Here is an 18508-nt window from a genome sequence, read left to right on the forward strand (position 1 = left end):
GGTTGGTGGGCGGGTTGGGTTGGGCGCACGCCGACTCGCGTCGATTTGACATGGGGCCCTTACGGGCACTCCAGGCAGGCCAAAGCCGGGCAGGCCTGGCGGAAAGAGCGCCCGCCAAGCCTGCCCGGCTTCGACCAGCCTAAAGCACCCGAACCCATGTCAAATAGGCGCGAATCGGCTACCGGCGAGGGTGCGAGAGTCGGGCCGGAGCAGGTGCGAGTCGGGTGCCGGAGCGGAGGTTAAAGGCCGAGGAAGTGCACGCCGCCGTCGACGAACACCATCGAGCCGGTGGTGGCGGGGAACCAGTCGGACAGCAGGCCGCACACGGACTTGGCGACCGGCTCCGGGTCGTCCACGTTCCAGCCGAGCGGCGCCTTCTCGCCCCACATGGCCTCGAGTGCCGGGAAGCCGGGGATCGACTTGGCGGCCATGGTGCGCACGGGGCCCGCCGAGACCAGGTTGATCCGGATGCCCTGCGGGCCGAGTTCGCGGGCCAGGTAGCGGTTGATCGACTCGAACGCCGCCTTCGCCGGGCCCATCCAGTTGTAGGCGGGCCACACCTGGCGGGCGTCGAAGTCGAGGCCGACCACCGACGCGCCGCTGCCCAGCAACGGCAGGGCGGCGCTCACCAGCGCCTTGTACGAGTACGCCGACACGTGCATGGCCGTGGCGACGTCCTCCCACGGCGCGTCCATGAACGGCGCGCCCAGGCACGACGGCGGGGCGTAGCCGATCGCGTGCACCACGCCGTCCAGGCCGTCCACGTGCTCACGCAGCCGGTCCGCCAACGTGTCCAGGTGTTCCTGGTTCTGCACGTCGAGCTCGACCACCGGCGCGGCCTGCGGCAGGCGCTTGGCGATCCGCTCCACGAGGCTCATCCGGCCGAAGCCGGTGAGCACGACCTGGGCGCCCTGCTCCTGGGCGACCTTGGCCACGTGGAAGGCGATCGACGCGTCCGTGATCACGCCGGTGACCAGCAGCCGCTTGCCTTCGAGCAGTCCCGTCACTGAAACCCGTCCTCCGAGATGTTGTGCTTGGTAGTGGTGCCCGCCCGGTGGTTCGGCGGCACAGTGGTCCGGCGGTTCAGTGGCCCATGCCGAGGCCGCCGTCGACCGGCAGCACCGCGCCGGTGATGTAGGCGGCGGCGTCGGAGGCCAGGAACGTGACGGCGGCGGCGATCTCGTCGGTCGTGCCGTACCGACCCGACGGCACCTGGGCGAGGATCGCCTTCTTGCGGTCCTCCGGCAGCGCGTCGGTCATGTCCGTGGTGATGAAGCCGGGTGCGACGACGTTCGCGGTGATGTTGCGCGTGCCGAGTTCGCGGGCGATCGAGCGGGCGACGCCGACCAGGCCCGCCTTGCTGGCCGCGTAGTTGACCTGGCCCGCGCCGCCCATGAGGCCGACGACGGACGAGATGAACACGATGCGGCCGTAGCGCTTGCGCAGCATGCCCTTGGACGCGCGCTGCGCGACCCGGAACGCGCCGGTCAGGTTGGCGTCGAGGACGCGGGTGAACTGGTCGTCGGTCATCCGCAGCAGCAGGGTGTCGTCGGTGATGCCCGCGTTGGCCACGACCACCTCGACGGGTCCGTGCGCGGCCTCGACCTCGGTGAACGCCGCGTCCACCTCGGCGGAGCTGGTCACGTCGCACTTGACGCCGAGCAGGCCCTCGGGCGCGCCGGACCCGCGGTGCGTCACCGCGACCTTGTCGCCCTGAGCCGCGAACGCCCGCGCGATCGCCAGACCGATGCCCCGGTTGCCGCCGGTGACCAGAACGGACCTCGACACGCTTGCTCCCATCGCTGCTGGTTGATGCGGGGCGAGGCTATCTCGTACCCCCAAGTACGCCACCATTGGCCGGGGGTGGATCACAATCGGGCGGTGACCGGTTTCGTCGAACAACTCCGGACCGCGGTGGACGGCGACGTGCTCGCCGACCCCGCCGACCGCGCGCTGTACTCCGTCGACGCGTCGAACTACCGCCACGTGCCCGAGGTCGTGGTGCGGCCGCGGTCGGTGGACGCGGTGGTGGCGGCGGTCGGGGTGGCGGTCGCGCACGGCGTGCCGATCACCAACCGGGGTGCGGGCACGTCGATCGCGGGCAACTCGGCGGGCGCGGGATTGGTGATCGACTTCTCCCGGTACCTCGACCGGGTGATCTCGGTGGACCCGGTCGAGCGGGTCGCGGTGGTGCAGCCGGGGGTGGTGCTGGACCGGCTCAACGACGCCGCCCGGCCGCACGGGCTGGTGTTCGGCCCCGACCCGTCGACCCACTCGCGCTGCACGCTCGGCGGCATGATCGGCAACGACGCGTGCGGCGCGCACTCCGTGGCCTGGGGCAAGACCAGCGACAACGTGCGCGCGCTCGACGTGCTGCTGGCCGACGGCCGCCGGTTCGACACCCGCACTCCCCCGCCGCTGGACCTGCCCGACGTGGACCCGGCGTGGTTCCCGGCGCTGGACCGGCGGGTGTCCGGCTACCGGCTGGACGCGTTGCCGGACCTGACCAGGGCGTTGGTCGGCTCGGAGGGCACGTGCGCGACCGTGCTGGGTGCGACCGTGGAGCTGGTGGAGGCGCCGCCGCGCCGGGTGCTGGCCGTGCTGGGCTTCGACGGCCCGTACGACGCCGCGGACCTGGCGCCGCAGCTGCGCGAGCTGGACGTGCTCACGATCGAGGGCCTGAACGTCGAGCTGGCGCGGGCGGCGGGTGAGTCGCGGCGGCTGCTGCCGCGCGGCGAGAGCTGGTTGTTCGTCGAGACGGCGGAGGACGCGGTCGCGCACCGGGCCGCCGCGCTCGCGCCGCACTCGGTGGTGGTGACCGATCCGGGACGGCAGCGCGCGCTGTGGCGGGTGAGGGAGGACGGCGCGGGGCTGGCGACGCGGATGGCCGACGGCGGCGAGGCGTGGTCGGGGTGGGAGGACGCGGCCGTGCCGCCCGAGCGGCTGGGCGCCTACCTGCGGGAGTTCGACGCGTTGCTGGCCGGGCACGGCAGGCGTGGCGTCACGTACGGGCACTACGGCGAGGGCTGCCTGCACGTGCGGATCGACTTCGACTTCCGGCGCGGGCACCGGTCGTTCCTGGAGGACGCGGCGGACCTGGTGGTGGCGCACGGCGGGTCGTTGTCCGGCGAGCACGGCGACGGGCAGGCGCGGTCGGAGCTGCTGCCCCGGATGTACCCGCCGGCCGCGATCGAGGCGTTCGGGCGGTTCAAGGCGGCGTTCGACCCCGGCAACCGGATGAACCCGGGCCGGATCGTCGCGCCCGCGAAGCTGGACGAGGACCTGCGCGTGCTGGTCGCTCCCCCGGTGATCCCGACCCGGGCGAAGCTCGCGCTGCACGCCGACGGCGGCGACCTGGCGGCGGCGACGCGGCGGTGCGTCGGCGTCGGCAAGTGCCTGAACACGTCCGGCGGGGTGATGTGCCCGAGCTACCGGGTGACGAAGGAGGAGAAGCACTCCACGCGGGGCCGGGCGCGGCTGCTGTTCGAGATGCTCGGCGGGCAGGTGGTGCGCGGCGGGTGGCGGTCGGAGGAGGTGCGGGACGCGCTGGACCTGTGCCTGGGCTGCAAGGGGTGCAAGCGGGACTGCCCGGTGGACGTGGACATGGCCACCTACAAGGCGGAGTTCCTGCACCACCACTACCGGGGACGGGTGCGGCCGGCGGCGCACTACTCGATGGGCTGGCTGCCGCTGTGGCTGCGGCTGCGGTTGGTGAACGGGCTGACCGCGCGGTTCGGGCGGTTCGGCGGCGTGGCCCCGGAACGGCCGCTGCCGACGCCGGTGCGGTCGTTCCAGTCGCGGTTCACGCCGGTCGGCGGCGGTGACCGGGTGCTGTTGTTCCCGGACACGTTCACCAACCACTTCGAGCCGGGGATCGGGTTCGACGCGGCGGCGGTGCTCGGGCACGCGGGGCAGGGCGTCGAGGTGCCGCGCGGTGCGGTGTGCTGCGGGTTGACGTGGTTCTCCACCGGTCAGCTCGGCGTGGCGCGGCGGGTGGTGCGGCGGACGGCGCGGGTGCTGCGGCCGTGGACGCGGGACGGCGTGCCGGTGGTGGGGCTGGAGCCGAGCTGCACGGCGTTCCTGCGGTCGGACGCGCTGGAGGTGGCTGGCGACGACCCGGACGTGGTGCGGCTGGCGGAGTCGGTGCGCACGTTCGCCGAGCACGTGTCGCCGCTGCTGGAGCCGGTGGCGGGTGACGCGCGGGCGGTCGTGCAGCCGCACTGCCACCAGTACGCGGAGCTGGGGTTGGACGCGGACCGTGAGCTGCTGGCGAAGTCCGGTGTCAGCGCTTCGCTGCTCGAAGGCTGCTGCGGCCTGGCGGGCAACTTCGGCTTCGAACGCGGGCACTACGACGTGTCCATGGCGGTGGGCGAGCAGACCCTGTTCCCGGCCGTCCGCTCCGCCGACCCCGGCACCGCGGTCGTGGCGGACGGCTTCAGCTGCCGCACGCAGGTCCGCCACGGCTCGTCCGCCGACCCCGTCCACACGGCCACCCTGCTGAGGCGGCAACTGGGCCTCTGACCGCCGAGAGTCCTACGTCCACGCCTCGAGAGTCCTACGTTCGCGACCCCTGAGTTCAACGCTCACGACACGGCGGCTCGTGCCGAGCGTTGAATTCAGGGGTGCTGGACGTAGGACTCTCGCGTGCTGGAGGTAGGACTCTCGGGGTGGATGCCGGTCAGGGCCAGGGTGAGCAGGCGGTCGGCTTCGGACGGGTCGCCCTCGGTGGACAGGGCGACGGCGTTGGCGAGGGTGAGCAGGTCCACGATGGACACGTCGGCGCGCACGTCGCCCGCACGACGGGCCGCCGCCAGCAGTTCGTCGCCGGCCGCGGTGATCATCGCGTGGCACGTGCGGCCGAGGGACGGGTCCGCGCCGCGCAGCAGTGACGCGGCCAAACCCCGGTTGGCCGCCGCGTGCCTGCCGACCGCACGCAGCCAGTCCGTCAACGCGGCTCGTGGCGCCAGGTCGGCGGCCAGGGCGCCGGCCTGGTCGCACAGCGCCTCCACCCGGCCGGTGAACACCGCTTCCAGCAGCGCCTGACGAGTCGGGAAGTGCCGGTGCAGGGTGGCCGAGCCGACCCCGGCCCGGCGGGCGATCTCCTCCAGCGACGCGTCCGCGCCCTGCTCGGCGATCGCGACACCCGCGACGTCGACGATCCGCTCCCGGTTCCGGCGCGCGTCGGCACGCATCGGACGACTCCCTCTCCCGAATGGCACTGGACTAAGTGGGGTGGTCCTCCCTATCGTACCGACCAGCAAACGGGGGGTCACCCCGTTTATCGGTTCGAGGAGAGCTGTGGACAAGACGATCGCGGTGGTCGGGGCGACCGGAACGCAAGGCCGCGCGGTGACGGCACGGCTGCTGGCGGACGGTTGGCGGGTCCGCGCGCTGACCCGCGACCCGGCGGGGGCCGAGTCACGGGCGCCGCTGGTGCGTGCCGACATGGAGGACGTGGACTCGCTCGTCGCCGCGATGGACGGCGCGCACGGCGTGTTCAGCGTGCAGCCGACGGTCGGCTCACCCGGCACGTCACCGGACTTCGGCGCCGACGACGAGGTCCGCTGGGGCGTCAACGTCGCCGAAGCCGCCCGGGAAGCCGGTGTCGGGCACTTCGTGTTCAGCTCGGTCGCCGGCGCGGGCAGGCACGCCGCCGAGGTGCTGCCGGTCAACGTCGTCAGCAAGCACCGGGTCGAACGGCACGTCGCCGACCTCGGCCTGCCCGCCACGGTCCTGCGCCCGGTGTCGTTCATGGAGAACTTCACCGGCGGCTACGCCCTGCGCGGCGGCACGGTGTCCACCGGCCTCGCACCGCACGTGCCGCAGCAGCTCATCGCGGTGGACGACGTGGCCGCGTTCGTCGCGATGGCCTTCGCCGAGCCGCACGAGTGGATCGGCCGCACGGAGGACCTGGCCGGGGACGAGCTCACCCCGGTCGACATCGCCGCCGCGATCTCGGCGGCGACCGGGCGCGAGCTGCCGTACGAGCAGATCCCGCTCGACGCCATCAGGCAGGTGAGCGAGGACTTCGCGCACGCCAACGAGTGGCTGAACGAGCGCGGCTACCGGGCCGACGTGGCGGCCACCCGCCGGCTGCACCCCGGTCTGCTCGACCTGCGCGCCTGGCTGGCCGCCACCGGAGCCGCGCTGATCACGGCCTTCCTCAACGGCGGGTGAGCCCCACGCGCGTCAGGTCCCGGCCCAGGTGGCGACCCAGTACTCGACGAACAGGCCGTCCCGGACCCGCAGGATGTCGTTGCCGAAGAAGCTCGTCGGCCCCTCGGCCGTCCGGCCGCGACCGGTCCAGCGCGCCGCCACGAGGTCGCCTTCGGCGATGGGACCGACGTCGAGCGTGAACGACAGGTCGGTGAACATCGCGTGGGTCTCGCCGACGGCGGCGGCGAGTCCGTCCGGGCCGGTCACGTCGCGGTGCGGCCAGTGCCCGACGAAGTCCGCGCCGACCAGCCGCGCCGCGGCGTCCGGGCCGCCGTTCCACAGCTCGTCGAGCCACCGCCGGTACAGGTCGTGCGCTGAGGTGGAGACCATGGCTGAGGGGTGGCCCCGGAACGGCTCGCCAAACCACCCGGCCGCGTCACGCGGGGGGAAGCCGCCAGGCGGCCCGGAGGTGAACCGAACCTAAAGAAATGCTCAAGTGCACTTTCTGCCGGCTCCTCGCATCCGGTCAACTACTCGCCCATGACCACAAGTCCACCCCTGTCACCGCCGCCCACCGTGCTCGCCGCCGAGGGCGGCACGCTGTCCACGGTCGAGGAGGTGATCAACAGCGCCTTCACCCCGGTCTCGGAGGCCGTCTCGGGCTTCATCTTCGCCGAGGTCACGGTCTTCGGCGTGACGTTCCCGTGGATCGTCGGCTGGCTGGTGCTGGCCGCCGCGGTCTTCACCGCGTACTTCGGCGTCATCCAGCTGCGCGGTTTCGGCACGGCGCTGCGGATCGTGCGCGGCAAGCACAGCAAGCCGGACGACCCCGGCGAGATCAGCCACTTCCAGGCGCTCAGCTCCGCCGTGTCGGGCACCGTCGGCCTCGGCAACATCGCCGGTGTCGGTGTCGCGGTGACCATCGGCGGCGCGGGCGCGACGTTCTGGATGATCGTGTGCGGCCTGCTCGGCATGTGCACGAAGTTCGTCGAGTGCACGCTGGGCGTGAAGTACCGGGACGTGCACGAGGACGGCTCGGTGTCCGGCGGTCCCATGCACTACCTGCGCAAGGGCCTGGCCGAGCGGTTCCCCGGCACGGCGGGGCGCGGCGTGGGCCGGGTGCTCGCCGCCGGCGCCGCGATCATGATCCTGTTCTTCGGGATCGCGGGCGGCAACATGTTCCAGGCCAACCAGACGTTCGCGCAGCTCCGCTCGGTGACCGGCGGCCCGGAGGGCTTCCTCGGCGGCGACGGCGCGGCGCTCGTCTTCGGCATCGTCCTCGCCCTGGTGGTCGGCGCGGTCATCATCGGCGGCATCAAGTCCATCGGCCGCGTCACCGGCAAGCTGGTGCCCGCGATGGCGATCCTCTACGTCTCGGCGTGCCTCATCGTGATCCTGTTGAACATCACCACGATCCCGGCCGCGGTCGGCCAGATCGTCTCGGGCGCGTTCGGCGCCGACAGCGTCGCGGGAGGCGCTGTCGGCGCGTTGATCGTCGGGTTCCAGCGGGCCGCGTTCTCCAACGAGGCCGGCCTCGGCTCCGCGTCCATCGCGCACTCCGCGGTGAAGACCCGCCGCCCGGTGACCGAGGGTTACGTGGCGTTGCTGGAGCCGTTCATCGACACCGTGGTCATCTGCACGATGACCGCCTTGACGATCGTCGTGGCGCAGACCCAGTTCTGGAAGGACGCCCAGGCCACGGTCGCGGCGGGCGGGCCGCGACCGGACGGCGTCACGGTCACCTCGGAGTCCTTCGGCACCGTGCTGCCGTGGTTCCCGTACGTGCTGACCGTGGCCGTCGTCCTGTTCGCCGTGTCCACGATCATCACGTGGAGCTACTACGGCGAGAAGGCGTGGGTCTACCTGTTCGGCAAGAGCAAGGGCAGCGAGACCGCCTACCGGGTGATCTTCTGCGCGTTCACCGTGGTCGGCTCGGTGCTCACGCTGGGCAGCGTGCTGGACTTCGCCGACGCGGTGCTGTTCACGCTGGCGCTGTTCAACATCATCGGCCTGTACCTGCTCGCGCCGGTGGTGAAGCGGGAGCTGACCGCGTTCCGCGCGTCGCTGGCCCGGGACCGCGCCGACGAGCGCGCCCGGGCGACGACCGGGACCGAGTGAGCGCCGGGTGGCGGTCCGAGAGGCCGCGGGCCGCCACCCGTCACCCGGCCGGCCGGGTCTCCTCGGTGAGCCACGCCAGGTAGTCGGGGTTGCCGCCGAGCACCGGCAGGGCCAGCACCTCGGGCACGTCGTAGGTGTGCCGCGCCGTCACGAACTCGGTCAGCTCGTCCACCCGGTCGTAGGCGGTCTTGATCCAGAGCTGCCACTCGCGGTCGTCGTTGACCGCGCCCTCCCAGCGGTAGACGCTGCGGATCGGGCCGCTGATCTGCACGCACGCCGCCAACCGCGCCGCCACGATCGCCTTCGCCAACGTGCCGGCCGCGTCCTCGCTGTCCGTGGTGGTGATGACCACGACGTGGTTGTCGCTCATCCACCGGAGGGTAGCGGCGGCGCCGGGGCCGCGACCCCGGACGCCGCGCGGGTGGTCAGCGGGTCGTGCTGGCCCGTTCGGTCAGCCGTGGCGGCAGCAGGGTCAGCGGTGGCGTCGGCGTCCGGTCGAGCTTGGCCATCAGCAGCGCCACCGCGTGGTGGCCCAACTGCTCGGCGGGCACGGCCACCGAGGTGAGCGGCGGCATCAGCCGTTCGGCCTGGTCGTCCGGGCAGATCGCGATCACCGCGACGTCGTCGGGCACCTTGCGGCCCAACGACCGCAGCACCTCGACCACCGACGGCAACGCGGCCTCGTTGTGCACCACCAGGCCCGTCACCGCGGGGTGGCGTTCCAGCAGACCGGTGATCGCCACCCGCACCGACTCGTGGTCGGTGTCGGTCGGCAACGTGGTCGAGGAGACGCCGCGACGCATCGCCGCCGCGCTGAACCCGGCCATGGTGCGGTGCGCGAACCCGGTGTCGCGCTGGTAGACCGCGCGCGGCGCGCCGACCAGCGCGACGTAGGTGTGCCCGAGGTCGGCGAGGTGGTCCACGCACCGCGAACCCGCCTCGGCGAAGTCGAGGTCCACGCAGGTCAGCCCGGCCGCGTCGGCGGGGAAGCCGATGAGCACCGACGGCCGGTCCAGGTCGCGCAGCACCGGCACGCGCTCGTCGTGCATCTCCACGTCCATCACCAGCAGCCCGTCGACCTGGGCGCTGCCCGCCACCCGGCGCAGCCCCGCCGCGCCCTGGTCGGCGGTCACCAGCAGCACGTCGTGGTCGTGCCGGCGGGCCGCGTTGGCGACCGCGACGACGAACTGCATCAACACCGGCATGTGCATGCCCTCGCGCATCGGCAGCACGAGCGCGAGCACGTTGGCGCGGTTGCTGGCCAGCGACCTGGCGCCCGCGTGCGGGTGGTAGCCCAACGCCCGCACGCTCGCCTCGACCCGCGCCTTGGTGGCCGTGGAGATCGAACGGCGGCCGGTGAGCACGTAGGACACCGTGCTGGGCGCGACCCCGGCGTGCTTCGCGACATCGGCGATCGTGACCATGTCAGCGCACCTCCCGAACGCGTACGCCCGCCGCTTGCGCGGTGAGCACCAACGACGTGCCGTCGACCGTGATCCGGGTGTCCGGTGGCGCGGACCGCGACCCGGGTGTCACGTCGTGGAACGAGATCCAGGCGCCCTCGCGGGTGAACACGACCTCGTCGTCCACCAGCCGCACGCCGTCGCAGTCGTCGAAGTCCAAGGCGGGCAACGCGCCCACGCGTGGCGCGACGGTCTCCCCCGGCACGTCGACCACCAGCCGGGCGCGGACGTCCCGCGACGACGCGCCGGCCAGCAGCTCGTACCGCCCGGCCTCGACCACCCGACGGCCCGTCGTGACGTCCCAGTGCCACAGCTGGTCGGACCGCAGCTCGACCACCGCGGTCTCGCCCGGCTCGAGGTGGACCCGGTGGAACGACTGGAGCTTGCGCACCGGCTGGCGCACCCGCGAGTCGAGCGCCGAGGAGTACAGCTGCACAACCTCCGCGCCCGCGACGGCACCGGTGTTCGTGACCGAGACCGTGGCGACGCCGTCGGCCCACGCGAGGTCGGCGTACTCGAACGTGGTGTAGGACAGGCCGTGGCCGAACGGGAACAGCGGCTCACCGGTGAAGTACAGGTACGTGCTGCCCGTGCGGATGATGTCGTAGTCGAAGAGGTCCGGCAGGTCGTCGTCGGACCGGTACCAGGTCTGGGTGAGCTTGCCCGACGGCGAGAACGCGCCGAACAACGCCTCCGCGACCGCCCGGCCCTGCTCCTGCCCGCCGTGCGCGGTCCACACGATGCCCGGCAGGTGCTCTTCTTCGCCGTCCAGCGCGTACGGGTAGCTGCTCACGAGCACCAGCACCGTGTTCGGGTTGGCCTCCCGCACCGCGCGCACCAGGTTCAGCGACGGCAGGCGCAGCGTCGTGCGGTCCTCGGTCTCGCGGCCGTTGACGTGCGGGTCGTTGCCCAGCACCAGCACGACGGTGTCGGCGTCGGCGGCCACCTCGACCGCCGCCGCGATCCCGTCCACCACGCGTTCGACCTGGAACGGGACGGTGTCGCTCCCCCTAACCTTGTTGCGAAGCACCACACCCCCGTCCGTGAGCCGCGGCTCGAACAGCTCGCGCACGTCCCAGCCGCCCGGCATGGCCGCGGTGGCGACCAGCGAGCCGTCCTCGGCCACCCCCAGGTAGCGGCGGGAACCCACGTCGCGCAACGTCCACACGCCGTCGCCCCAGTCGAAGAGGTCGAACAGCGCCCGCTCACCCAGGCCGACCACGCCGCCGCGCACCCCGAGGTAGCGGCCGTCCGCCGCGCGCAGCGCGATCCGGTCGACGCCCTCGGCGTGGGCGACGGAGGACGCGAACTCCTCCAGTCCCCTTCGGACGGTCACCTGGTACGGCAGGGTGCCGCTGTACCAGTCCTCGAACACCGTGTCGGCGTGCGTGCCGATGACGGCGAGCTTCGTGCCGCGCGCCAGCGGCAACGCGGACTCGTTGCGCAGCAGCACGACCGCCTGCCGTGCGGCTTCCAGCGCCAACCCGCCGTGCGTGCCGATCACGTCGGACGTGATCGCGGCGTAGGGGTTGCCCTCGGGCGGGTCGAACTCGCCGAGCCGGAACCGCAGCGCGAGCACCCGGCCCACGGCCCGTTCCACCACGGCCCGGTCCAGCAGGCCGTCCTTGATCGCCGTGGTGACGCTCTCGATCATCAACGTCGGGTCGGCGTCCTGGTCGGTGAAGCTGTCCAGGCCCGCGTTCAGCAACGCCGCGTGCGCCTCGGCCTGCGTCGGCAGGTAGGCCTGCAACCCGGCCACGTTCGACGGGGCGTACGCGTCGCTGACGACCGCGACACCGTCCGGCGCCCACGTCCGCAACTCCTGGTCGAGCAACGGGCTCAGGTGCGCGGGACGGCCGTTGACCAGGTTGTACGACGGCATCACCGCCACCGCCGCGCCCGCCTCGATCGGGCCCCGGTAGCACGGCAGCTCGTACTCGTGCAGCACCCGCGGCCGCAGGTCGGACGACGTGACGCAGCGGTCGGTCTCGTTGTTGTAGCCCAGGAAGTGCTTCAACGTCGGCGCGGTCCGCAGGTAGCGCGGGTGGTCGCCGCGCAGGCCGCTCGCGTACGCCGTGCCCATCGCCGCGGTCAGCGTCGGGTCCTCGGCGTAGCCCTCCTCGTTGCGGCCCCAGCGCGGGTCGCGCAGCGGGTTCACCACCGGCGCCCACACGTTCAGCCCGTGCGCGACCGGGTCGCGGTGGTGGAATCCGCGCGCCTCCACGCCGGTCGCCTCGCCGACCCGCCGCACCAGCCCGAGGTCCCACGAGGACGCCAACCCGATCGCCTGCGGGAACACCGTGGCTGGCCCCAGCCACGCGACGCCGTGCAGCGCCTCCATGCCGGTGTGGAACGCCGCCAACCCCAGTCTCGGCACGGCGGGCTGGTGCTGGTGCAGCAGCTCCACCTTCTCCTCGTCGGTCAGCCGGCCGAGCAGGTCGGTCACCCTGTCCTCGACCGGCAGACCCGGATCGCGGAACGGCAGCGGGTCCACGGCACACCTCTCGCGGTCGTCGAATTGTTCGAAGCTGCAGCTCACTGAATCGAATCGTTTCGATCGCTGCGACAACAACGCCGACCGGAGTCAGCGGGGCGGGGTGCCAGAAATGTGGCACAGCTCTCTCACCGGAGTCAACACCGAAGTTTCAGGGGTGTTTCAGCGGCGTCGATCGCATTCGACAATCGAGACGTTCCGGGACACGCCGAACACCCCCCTCACCACGTCGTGAGGGGGGTGTCGGCGACCTTCCCAGGTCTACCCGAACAGCTCCACGTGCAGCTGGAACGCCGTGGCGATCTCAGCTTGCGCCCAGAACCGGTGGTAGGTGAAGGTCGGCGCGGGGCCGCCGTCCAGGTATGCCTGGACCTTCGGCCAGTCCTTGTCCTGCTTGAACATCGAGCGGATGTCCACGAAGGACACACCGGGCTTGATCTGGTCGCCGTTGGGCATGTCGCCCGTCCAGCCCGTCGGAACGTAAGGGCCCTCACGCGTCGACGTGTTGTAGACGTCGTCGAAGCGGTTGTAGTCCTTGCGCTGCTCCGGCACCGCGATGCCCTTGTCGTCCTTGTGCGACAACATCGCCGTCAAGAGGCCCTCGCCGACGGTCTTCGCCTGGGCGTTGCCCGACTTGGCCGCGTAGTTGAGGAGCGTCTTGGCGTAGGACGCGGCGATGCCGACGTCCTGGCTGTGGTTGTCCACGGTGACGCGCAGGCCCGCGTTGGCGCCGGGGTTGGTGGCGTTCCAGTTGTCCGGAGCGCCCGTCCAGGTCAGGTCGTTCGGGATCTGGAACTGGCCGCCGGTGCCGACCGTGGTGTTCGCGATGGCCCAGGGGACCCACTTGTCGAGGATCTTCTTGGCCGTCGCGTTGCCGGTCTTCTCGTACAGCGCCGCGGTGCGCTCCATCTGCCACGCCTGGAAGCCGAACCAGCGGTTCGACGGCGGGTCGCGCCACACCGGGTGCGGGTCGTAGTACATGCCGTAGAAGGTCGGCGTGCCCGAAGGCGGCGCGCTGTAGGAACCCTCCCAGCTGTTCGTGACACCACCGGCGATGGCGCCGTCGGCCGACTGGAGCCACTGCAGCAGCTCCAACTGGCGGGTCATCGACGTGGCCCAGTCCTGCTGGCCGGTCGTCGACTTCGGCTTCAGCGCGGGCACGTTCGCCAACGCGTAGGCCGCCAACGGGTTCTGGTAACCCTGGTGCGACGCGCCGTCACCGATGCGCCACGCCCAACCCGCGGACGTGTCGGTCGCGCCACCCCACGCGTAGTACCAGGACATCAGGTAGTGCGCGCTGTCCTTGCCGGTGCCGGCCGGGCAGCTGGGGCTGGCGCAGTTGCCGATCTTCTTGAAGTACTTGTCGAACATGGCGTAGCGGAGGTAGTCGCCCATCTTGGCGGCCTTCTCCAGCTCGGGCGCGATCTCGGCGGCCTTGCCCTGCTCGGTCGCCCACTCCAGTGCCAGCATGGCCGCCTGCACCGCACGCGCGTCGGCGTCCGGGGCGTTGGTGTACTTCCACTGCTTGGCGTAGCTGGCGTCCTTGGTGAACAGGTCGAGGAAGCCGTTGGGGCCACCGTGCGCGAAGGTGTCGCAGGACGGCTGCGGGATGGTCTCCCACACCGACTCCGACGAACCGCGCTGGTAGGTGTTGATGTACGCGGGAGCCGCGTCCGACTCGTCGCCGCACCGGCCGAAGCCGTAGGTGTTGTCGACGTCGAGCAGCCAGTGCATGCCGTAGATGTCGGCGTTGCCGTAAGCCGACCGCAGCTCGGCCGCGATCGGGTCGCGACCCACCGGCACACCGGAGTCCAGCACCGACGGGTACTGGTCCATCCGCGGGTGCTCCGGCGCGTACGTCGCCGGCTTGGAGGCGTCGTACTTGTCGTTGGTCGGCTGGTCCGCCTTGGCCGGGATGATGTACTTCTCCATCGAGGCCCAGGCCTTCTTGAACGGCGCCCAGTCACCCATGATCTTGCCGTAGCTGGCTTCCAGCCACAGGTAGTAGCTGAACGCCTCGGACGTGGTCTGGTGACCGTGGTCCGGCGCCTCGACCATCAGCGTCTCGATCGAGTGGTACGGCACCTTCAGGCCATCGGAGAAGGTGCGGAAGTAGCCGCTCGCCGGGTCGTTGATCTTGGCGTAGAGGTCCAGGAACTCCTGCTCGAACGGCGACGTGTCGGCGCTGGTCTCGCGGACCTCCACGGTCGCCGCGGCCGCGCCGGTGGCGCTCGCGGTGAACGTGGCCGTGGCCAGTTCGCCGCCGTTGGCCGCCGAGCTGACCGTGACGTTCTGCTTGGTCGCCCAGTTGGTCGGCGTGAACGTCAGCGACACGGGGCCGGCCGTGAGGTCGGTGCTGCCGCCCGACCGCGCCACGGTGACCGTCACGTTCGCGGTCGGCGCGGTGGCCAGCGAGACGCCGAAGGTGCCGGTGCCGCCCTGACGCACGGTCAGCGACGGCGGGCTCGCCTGGATCGCCTGGCCCGCGATGACGCGGATGCTGGCGATGCTCGAGTTGCCGATCCCGCCCTTGTCATCGGTGGCGCGGGCGACGATCGCGTGCTCGCCCACGGTCGCACCGGTCCACGAACCCGTGTACGGGGAGCTCGTGTCGGTCGCGACGACCACGCCGTCGGCCAGGAACTCGACCTTGGAGACGGTGCCGTCGGTGTCGGCCGCGGTGGCCGCCAGCGGGACCGCCTGGCCGGACTGGAACGTCTGCGCGGGCGTCGGCGACGTCAGCGACACCGTCGGGTCGACGTTGACGTTCGGCCCGGTGCACCGCGTGCCGTTGAGGGCGAAGTCCGTGGGCGGCCGGTTCTGGCCGGTCCACGAGCCGTTGAAGCCCGGCGTCACGCTGGCGCCCGTGCCGAGGTTGGGCGCCCAACCCGGTGCGGCCACGGTGACCGCGCTGCCGCTCTGCGAGAACGTGCCGTTCCAGCCCTGCTGCACGCGCTGGCCGTCCGGGAAGGTCCACGTGAGGCGCCAGTTGTTGACCGCGTCACCCTCATTGCGGATGGACACGTTGGCGCCGAAGCCACCCTGCCACTGGTTCGTGACCTGGTAGTTGACCGTGCAAGCCACGGCCGCGTTCGCCACCGGCGCGACGAACGGCATAACACCCGCGGCAGTTGCCGCCGCGGCTATCAGCGCGAGCGGTCCGGTGCGCAACCGTCCCGCTCTGGTGCGGTACCTCATGCGTCCTCCTCCTGCACGGATCAGCCATTGACCCGCGAGCTTGAAAGGGCGTGGCGGAGAGTGGAGTCGGCACGGGACGCCTGGGCGCGCAGAACGCCCCGTGCCGAGTCTGGGTGTCAGGGCTCCGTGCCCCAGGCGAGGGCGCCGCCCGCGTAGGCGGTCACCCGGTCGAAGTCGGTGAGGGTCGAGGAGACCCGGTAGCTGTGGTCGTCGGCCTGGTTGAAGGTCGACCAGTCGGACTTGGCCACCCGCAACTGGATGTCGCCGGTGCTCGCGCCCGCGGCGAGGGACCCCGCGGCGAACGACACCTGGAGGTAGGCGTCCGCGCCCGGTCGAGCGGTGGGCAGCTTCACGACGGTGGCGCGCACGTTGGCGCAGCCGACCACCGCCCAGTCGCAGAACACCTGGTAGTTGGCGTTGGCGGTGTCGCCGGTGAACCAGTACCGCAGGGTGATCGTCGACCGGTCGACCGCCGTCGTGCCGCGGTTGACGACGGCGAGCGTCGCGCCGATCTGGTTGGCGCTCGCGGACCCGCCGCCGCGCTGCTGCACGACGACCGGGCCGGTGGCGCCGCCCGGCGTGGTCCGGAACGTCACCGCGGCGCTCGGCGTGGAGACGTTGCCCGAGGTGTCCCTGGCGCGGACGGTGAACGTGTACGCGGTGTCCGCGGTCAGGCCGGTCAGCTGGTGGCGCACCCCCGTGGTGGTGGCCGCGACCGTCCCGTCCGGACGGACGATGTCGTAGCCGGCGACGCCCACGTTGTCCGACGACGCGGTCCAGGTCAACGTCGCGCCGGTGCTGGTGATGGACCCCACGACCGGGCCGCCGGGCGCGGTGGGCGGCTCGTCGTCGTCACCGACCACGATGGTGAACGACACCGGCGTGCTCGCCGCCGACCGGTTGCCCGCGGCGTCCTTGGCGCGCACCGAGAAGCTGTGCGCGCCCGGGGTCAGGCCGGTGAGCTGGAACGTCGGGGTGGCCGTGGCACCTACGAGCGTGCCGTCCGCCCGCAGCACGTCGTAGCCGGTCACCCCGACGTTGTCGGTGGACGCGGTCCAGGTCAGCGTCACGCTGGAGGCGCCGACGCCGGACGCGCGCAGTCCGATCGGGACGGTGGGGGCCTCGCGGTCCACCACCCCCGGACCGGGTTCCTTGCCCCACTGCACCTGGCCGTCCTGGGCCAGCACCAGGCGGTCGGTCAACGCGACCGTGTTGCCGGTGCCGAGGCCCTCGTACGACCAGTCGTTGGTCGGGTCCCACGTGCCCGCGCTGGTGATGCGGAACTGCACCTCGTGCCGGTGCGCGGACTGGCCGCCGGGGTACACGCCGGGGCACGGCACGTCCACGTAGTACACCGAACCGCTGTGCTGCTTGGCGCCGCTGGGCGTGCCGCACTGGTTGTAGTTCGTGGTGACCGTGATCTGCTCGGGCGTGGTGGCGCCGTCGAGGGTGAAGTAGTAGCGCAGCGAGCCGTTGAACATCCGGGCGGGCCACGCGGTCTTGTTGAGGACGAACGCCTTGACCTCGGTGAAGCCGGGCGCGCTCTGGTTGACCGAGGCCTGCACGGTCAGCTCGGGACCGTCGGTGGCCTCGGCGACCGGGAAGTTCGCCAGCGGCGTGCCGCCGTACTCCTTGTAGAGCCGGGCGAGCGCGCCGGTGAACCCGGCGTTGTAGTCCAGCGCGACCTCGTTGGCGACGAAGTCGGTGCGGTCGTCCTTGTACGCGTCGTTGTTCGTGCCGGGGCCGCCGACCAGCGCGCCGTACAGGACGTGCCTGCTGGTCACCGGGTCCTGCATGGTGTCGGCCCACGCGCCGTGCGCGGTGCGGTGGTGCGGGTTGCGCGGCGGCGTGGCGCCGAAGCCGACGACGTAGCTGGCGTTGCGCGGGTTGTCGCCCAACGCGTAGTTGATCTGCCGCGCGCCGAAGTCGTGGTAGGTGGTCGCCCTCGCCGCGTCGCGCTCGCGCAGCCAGTCGCTGTAGACCAGCGCGACGAACGCGGTGTTGGCCGCGTACCGCAGCGAGCCCCAGGTGTCGAGGTGCGCCTGGCCGCCCGGCGAGTACCGCACACGGTTGCCGTTGTAGCCGGTGGTCCAGTAGTCCAGCCACCGGTTGGCGTCGGCGACGTACTCGGCCTCACCGGTGAGCTTGGCCAGCAGCACGTAGGCGCCGTAGGACTTGTCGTCCCACGCGATGGTCCACCGGTAGGACCGCGTGGTCGTCTGCGGCTCCGTGGACAGCTTCGGGTACTCCGCCTTGGCCTTGGCCAGGTAGCTGGCGTCGCCCGTGGCGCGGTACAGCCAGATCGCGCCCCACACGAGCTCGTCCTGGTAGCCGCTCCACGAGTTGTAGAAGTTCGCCGAGTCGGTGATGCAGGAGCTGTACTTGCCGCGGTAGGTGTCGGCGAAGCTGTAGAGCTGCTTGGCGTGAGTCAGCAGCGTCGCCGAGTAGGTCGGGTCGGTCGCCTTGAACACCATCGAGGCCGACGCCATCGCCGCGGCGTACTCGCCCGCGAGGTCGGAGCCGGGGCAGGACGCGTCCACTTTGTACGAAGGGCGGGCCATCTGCATGACCTCGGCCGCGCCCCACCACTTGTGGTCGTCGTCGCCCTTGCCGACCTGCCCGTACACCACGTTCGGCGACGGGTGCGCCTTGATGATCCAGTCCGTGCCCCACTTGAGGTTCGCCATCAGGTGCCGCAGCTGGCCCGAGCTCTCGTAGGCGTCCCGGTTCTCCACCGCGCCCCACGCCAGCATCGACATCGTGGCCGCGAACGGCAGCCCGAACTTGACGTGGTCGCCCGCGTCGTAGAAGCCGCCCGACAGGTCGAGGCCGACGTCGCTGCCGTCGCGCAGGGCCGAGTCGCCGCGCCAGTTCACCCGGTTGTCCGCGGGCAGGTCCCCGGACCTCTGGGCGTCGTAGAACCAGATCGACTTCTGCAGGGCCTCGCCGTAGTTGAACGCGGGCGCGGCCGTCGCGGACGGCTGGAACGGGGTCAGCGTCAAGGCGCTGACCAGCACAGCTAGCGTGCCGGCCAGTGCTCCGGACATGCGTCGTCGCATGCGGTGCCTCCGAGGGGCAG

Annotated in this window: 12 protein-coding genes; 3 read left to right on the forward strand and 9 right to left on the reverse strand. The window is 71.7% G+C overall.

Features of this window, described 5'->3' with window-relative positions:
• Nucleotides 1–239: 239 nt before the first annotated feature.
• Both fabI and fabG read right to left on the reverse strand, forming a co-directional pair.
• Nucleotides 240–1007: an enoyl-ACP reductase FabI gene (gene fabI, locus ADK67_RS19935; protein WP_053717964.1), complete on the reverse strand. Its 768-nt coding sequence runs from the start codon at nucleotides 1005–1007 to the stop codon at nucleotides 240–242.
• Between the two features lie 76 nt (nucleotides 1008–1083).
• Nucleotides 1084–1788 carry a beta-ketoacyl-ACP reductase gene (fabG, locus tag ADK67_RS19940; protein WP_053717965.1) on the reverse strand — a complete coding sequence of 235 codons (705 nt, stop codon included), beginning with the start codon at nucleotides 1786–1788 and terminating at the stop codon, nucleotides 1084–1086.
• A gap of 24 nt (nucleotides 1789–1812) precedes the next feature.
• On the opposite strand from fabG, the gene ADK67_RS19945 reads away from it, so the two are divergent.
• The gene (locus tag ADK67_RS19945) at nucleotides 1813–4521 is read left to right on the forward strand and encodes an FAD-binding and (Fe-S)-binding domain-containing protein (protein ID WP_082403620.1); all 2709 of its coding nucleotides are present in this window, start codon (nucleotides 1813–1815) and stop codon (nucleotides 4519–4521) included.
• 95 nt (nucleotides 4522–4616) lie between these two features.
• On the opposite strand, the gene ADK67_RS19950 is transcribed toward ADK67_RS19945, so the two are convergent.
• Entirely contained in the window at nucleotides 4617–5192 is a 576-nt protein-coding gene (locus ADK67_RS19950; RefSeq protein WP_053717967.1) for a TetR/AcrR family transcriptional regulator, read from the reverse strand.
• 106 nt (nucleotides 5193–5298) lie between these two features.
• Between ADK67_RS19950 and ADK67_RS19955 the strand changes: the two genes are divergently transcribed.
• Nucleotides 5299–6177 (forward strand): NmrA/HSCARG family protein, encoded by an 879-nt coding sequence (locus ADK67_RS19955; RefSeq protein ID WP_053717968.1) that lies wholly within the window; start codon nucleotides 5299–5301, stop codon nucleotides 6175–6177.
• A 12-nt stretch (nucleotides 6178–6189) separates the two neighbouring features.
• Here the strand turns inward: ADK67_RS19955 and ADK67_RS19960 are convergent, their stop codons facing one another.
• Nucleotides 6190–6546, reverse strand: coding sequence for an ester cyclase (locus tag ADK67_RS19960; protein WP_053717969.1), 357 nt, complete (start codon nucleotides 6544–6546; stop codon nucleotides 6190–6192).
• Nucleotides 6547–6696: 150 nt separating this feature from the next.
• On the opposite strand from ADK67_RS19960, the gene ADK67_RS19965 reads away from it, so the two are divergent.
• Nucleotides 6697–8274 carry an alanine/glycine:cation symporter family protein gene (locus ADK67_RS19965; protein ID WP_053717970.1) on the forward strand — a complete coding sequence of 526 codons (1578 nt, stop codon included), beginning with the start codon at nucleotides 6697–6699 and terminating at the stop codon, nucleotides 8272–8274.
• Nucleotides 8275–8314: 40 nt separating this feature from the next.
• Here ADK67_RS19965 and cutA read toward each other — a convergent pair whose 3' ends face one another.
• The 5 genes from cutA to ADK67_RS19990 all read right to left on the reverse strand — a co-directional run bounded on the left by cutA (nucleotide 8315) and on the right by ADK67_RS19990 (nucleotide 18488).
• Nucleotides 8315–8644: a divalent-cation tolerance protein CutA gene (cutA, locus tag ADK67_RS19970; RefSeq protein ID WP_053717971.1), complete on the reverse strand. Its 330-nt coding sequence runs from the start codon at nucleotides 8642–8644 to the stop codon at nucleotides 8315–8317.
• A 55-nt stretch (nucleotides 8645–8699) separates the two neighbouring features.
• On the reverse strand, nucleotides 8700–9698 hold the full coding sequence (locus ADK67_RS19975; protein WP_053717972.1) for a LacI family DNA-binding transcriptional regulator: 999 nt from the start codon (nucleotides 9696–9698) through the stop codon (nucleotides 8700–8702).
• A 1-nt stretch (nucleotide 9699) separates the two neighbouring features.
• Nucleotides 9700–12231 carry a beta-glucosidase family protein gene (locus tag ADK67_RS19980; RefSeq protein ID WP_197289535.1) on the reverse strand — a complete coding sequence of 844 codons (2532 nt, stop codon included), beginning with the start codon at nucleotides 12229–12231 and terminating at the stop codon, nucleotides 9700–9702.
• A 261-nt stretch (nucleotides 12232–12492) separates the two neighbouring features.
• A complete protein-coding gene (locus ADK67_RS19985; protein WP_053717973.1) occupies nucleotides 12493–15429 on the reverse strand; it encodes a glycoside hydrolase family 48 protein in 2937 nt (978 codons plus the stop codon).
• A gap of 116 nt (nucleotides 15430–15545) precedes the next feature.
• A complete protein-coding gene (locus ADK67_RS19990) occupies nucleotides 15546–18488 on the reverse strand; it encodes a glycoside hydrolase family 9 protein (RefSeq protein WP_082403621.1) in 2943 nt (980 codons plus the stop codon).
• Between the last annotated feature and the right edge of the window lie 20 nt (nucleotides 18489–18508).

Origin of the sequence: Saccharothrix sp. NRRL B-16348, assembly GCF_001280085.1 — a bacterium.
Classification (GTDB): Bacteria; Actinomycetota; Actinomycetes; order Mycobacteriales; family Pseudonocardiaceae; genus Actinosynnema.

Bases quoted from the DNA above. Each gene is read 5' to 3' on its own strand.
- ADK67_RS19945 (WP_082403620.1), top strand. From the start codon at position 1,813: ATGCGGGGCGAGGCTATCTCGTACCCCCAAGTACGCCACCATTGGCCG.
- ADK67_RS19950 (WP_053717967.1), bottom strand. From the start codon at position 5,192: ATGCGTGCCGACGCGCGCCGGAACCGGGAGCGGATCGTCGACGTCGCG.
- ADK67_RS19960 (WP_053717969.1), bottom strand. From the start codon at position 6,546: ATGGTCTCCACCTCAGCGCACGACCTGTACCGGCGGTGGCTCGACGAG.
- ADK67_RS19965 (WP_053717970.1), top strand. From the start codon at position 6,697: ATGACCACAAGTCCACCCCTGTCACCGCCGCCCACCGTGCTCGCCGCC.
- cutA (WP_053717971.1), bottom strand. From the start codon at position 8,644: ATGAGCGACAACCACGTCGTGGTCATCACCACCACGGACAGCGAGGAC.
- ADK67_RS19975 (WP_053717972.1), bottom strand. From the start codon at position 9,698: ATGGTCACGATCGCCGATGTCGCGAAGCACGCCGGGGTCGCGCCCAGC.
- ADK67_RS19985 (WP_053717973.1), bottom strand. From the start codon at position 15,429: ATGAGGTACCGCACCAGAGCGGGACGGTTGCGCACCGGACCGCTCGCG.
- ADK67_RS19990 (WP_082403621.1), bottom strand. From the start codon at position 18,488: ATGCGACGACGCATGTCCGGAGCACTGGCCGGCACGCTAGCTGTGCTG.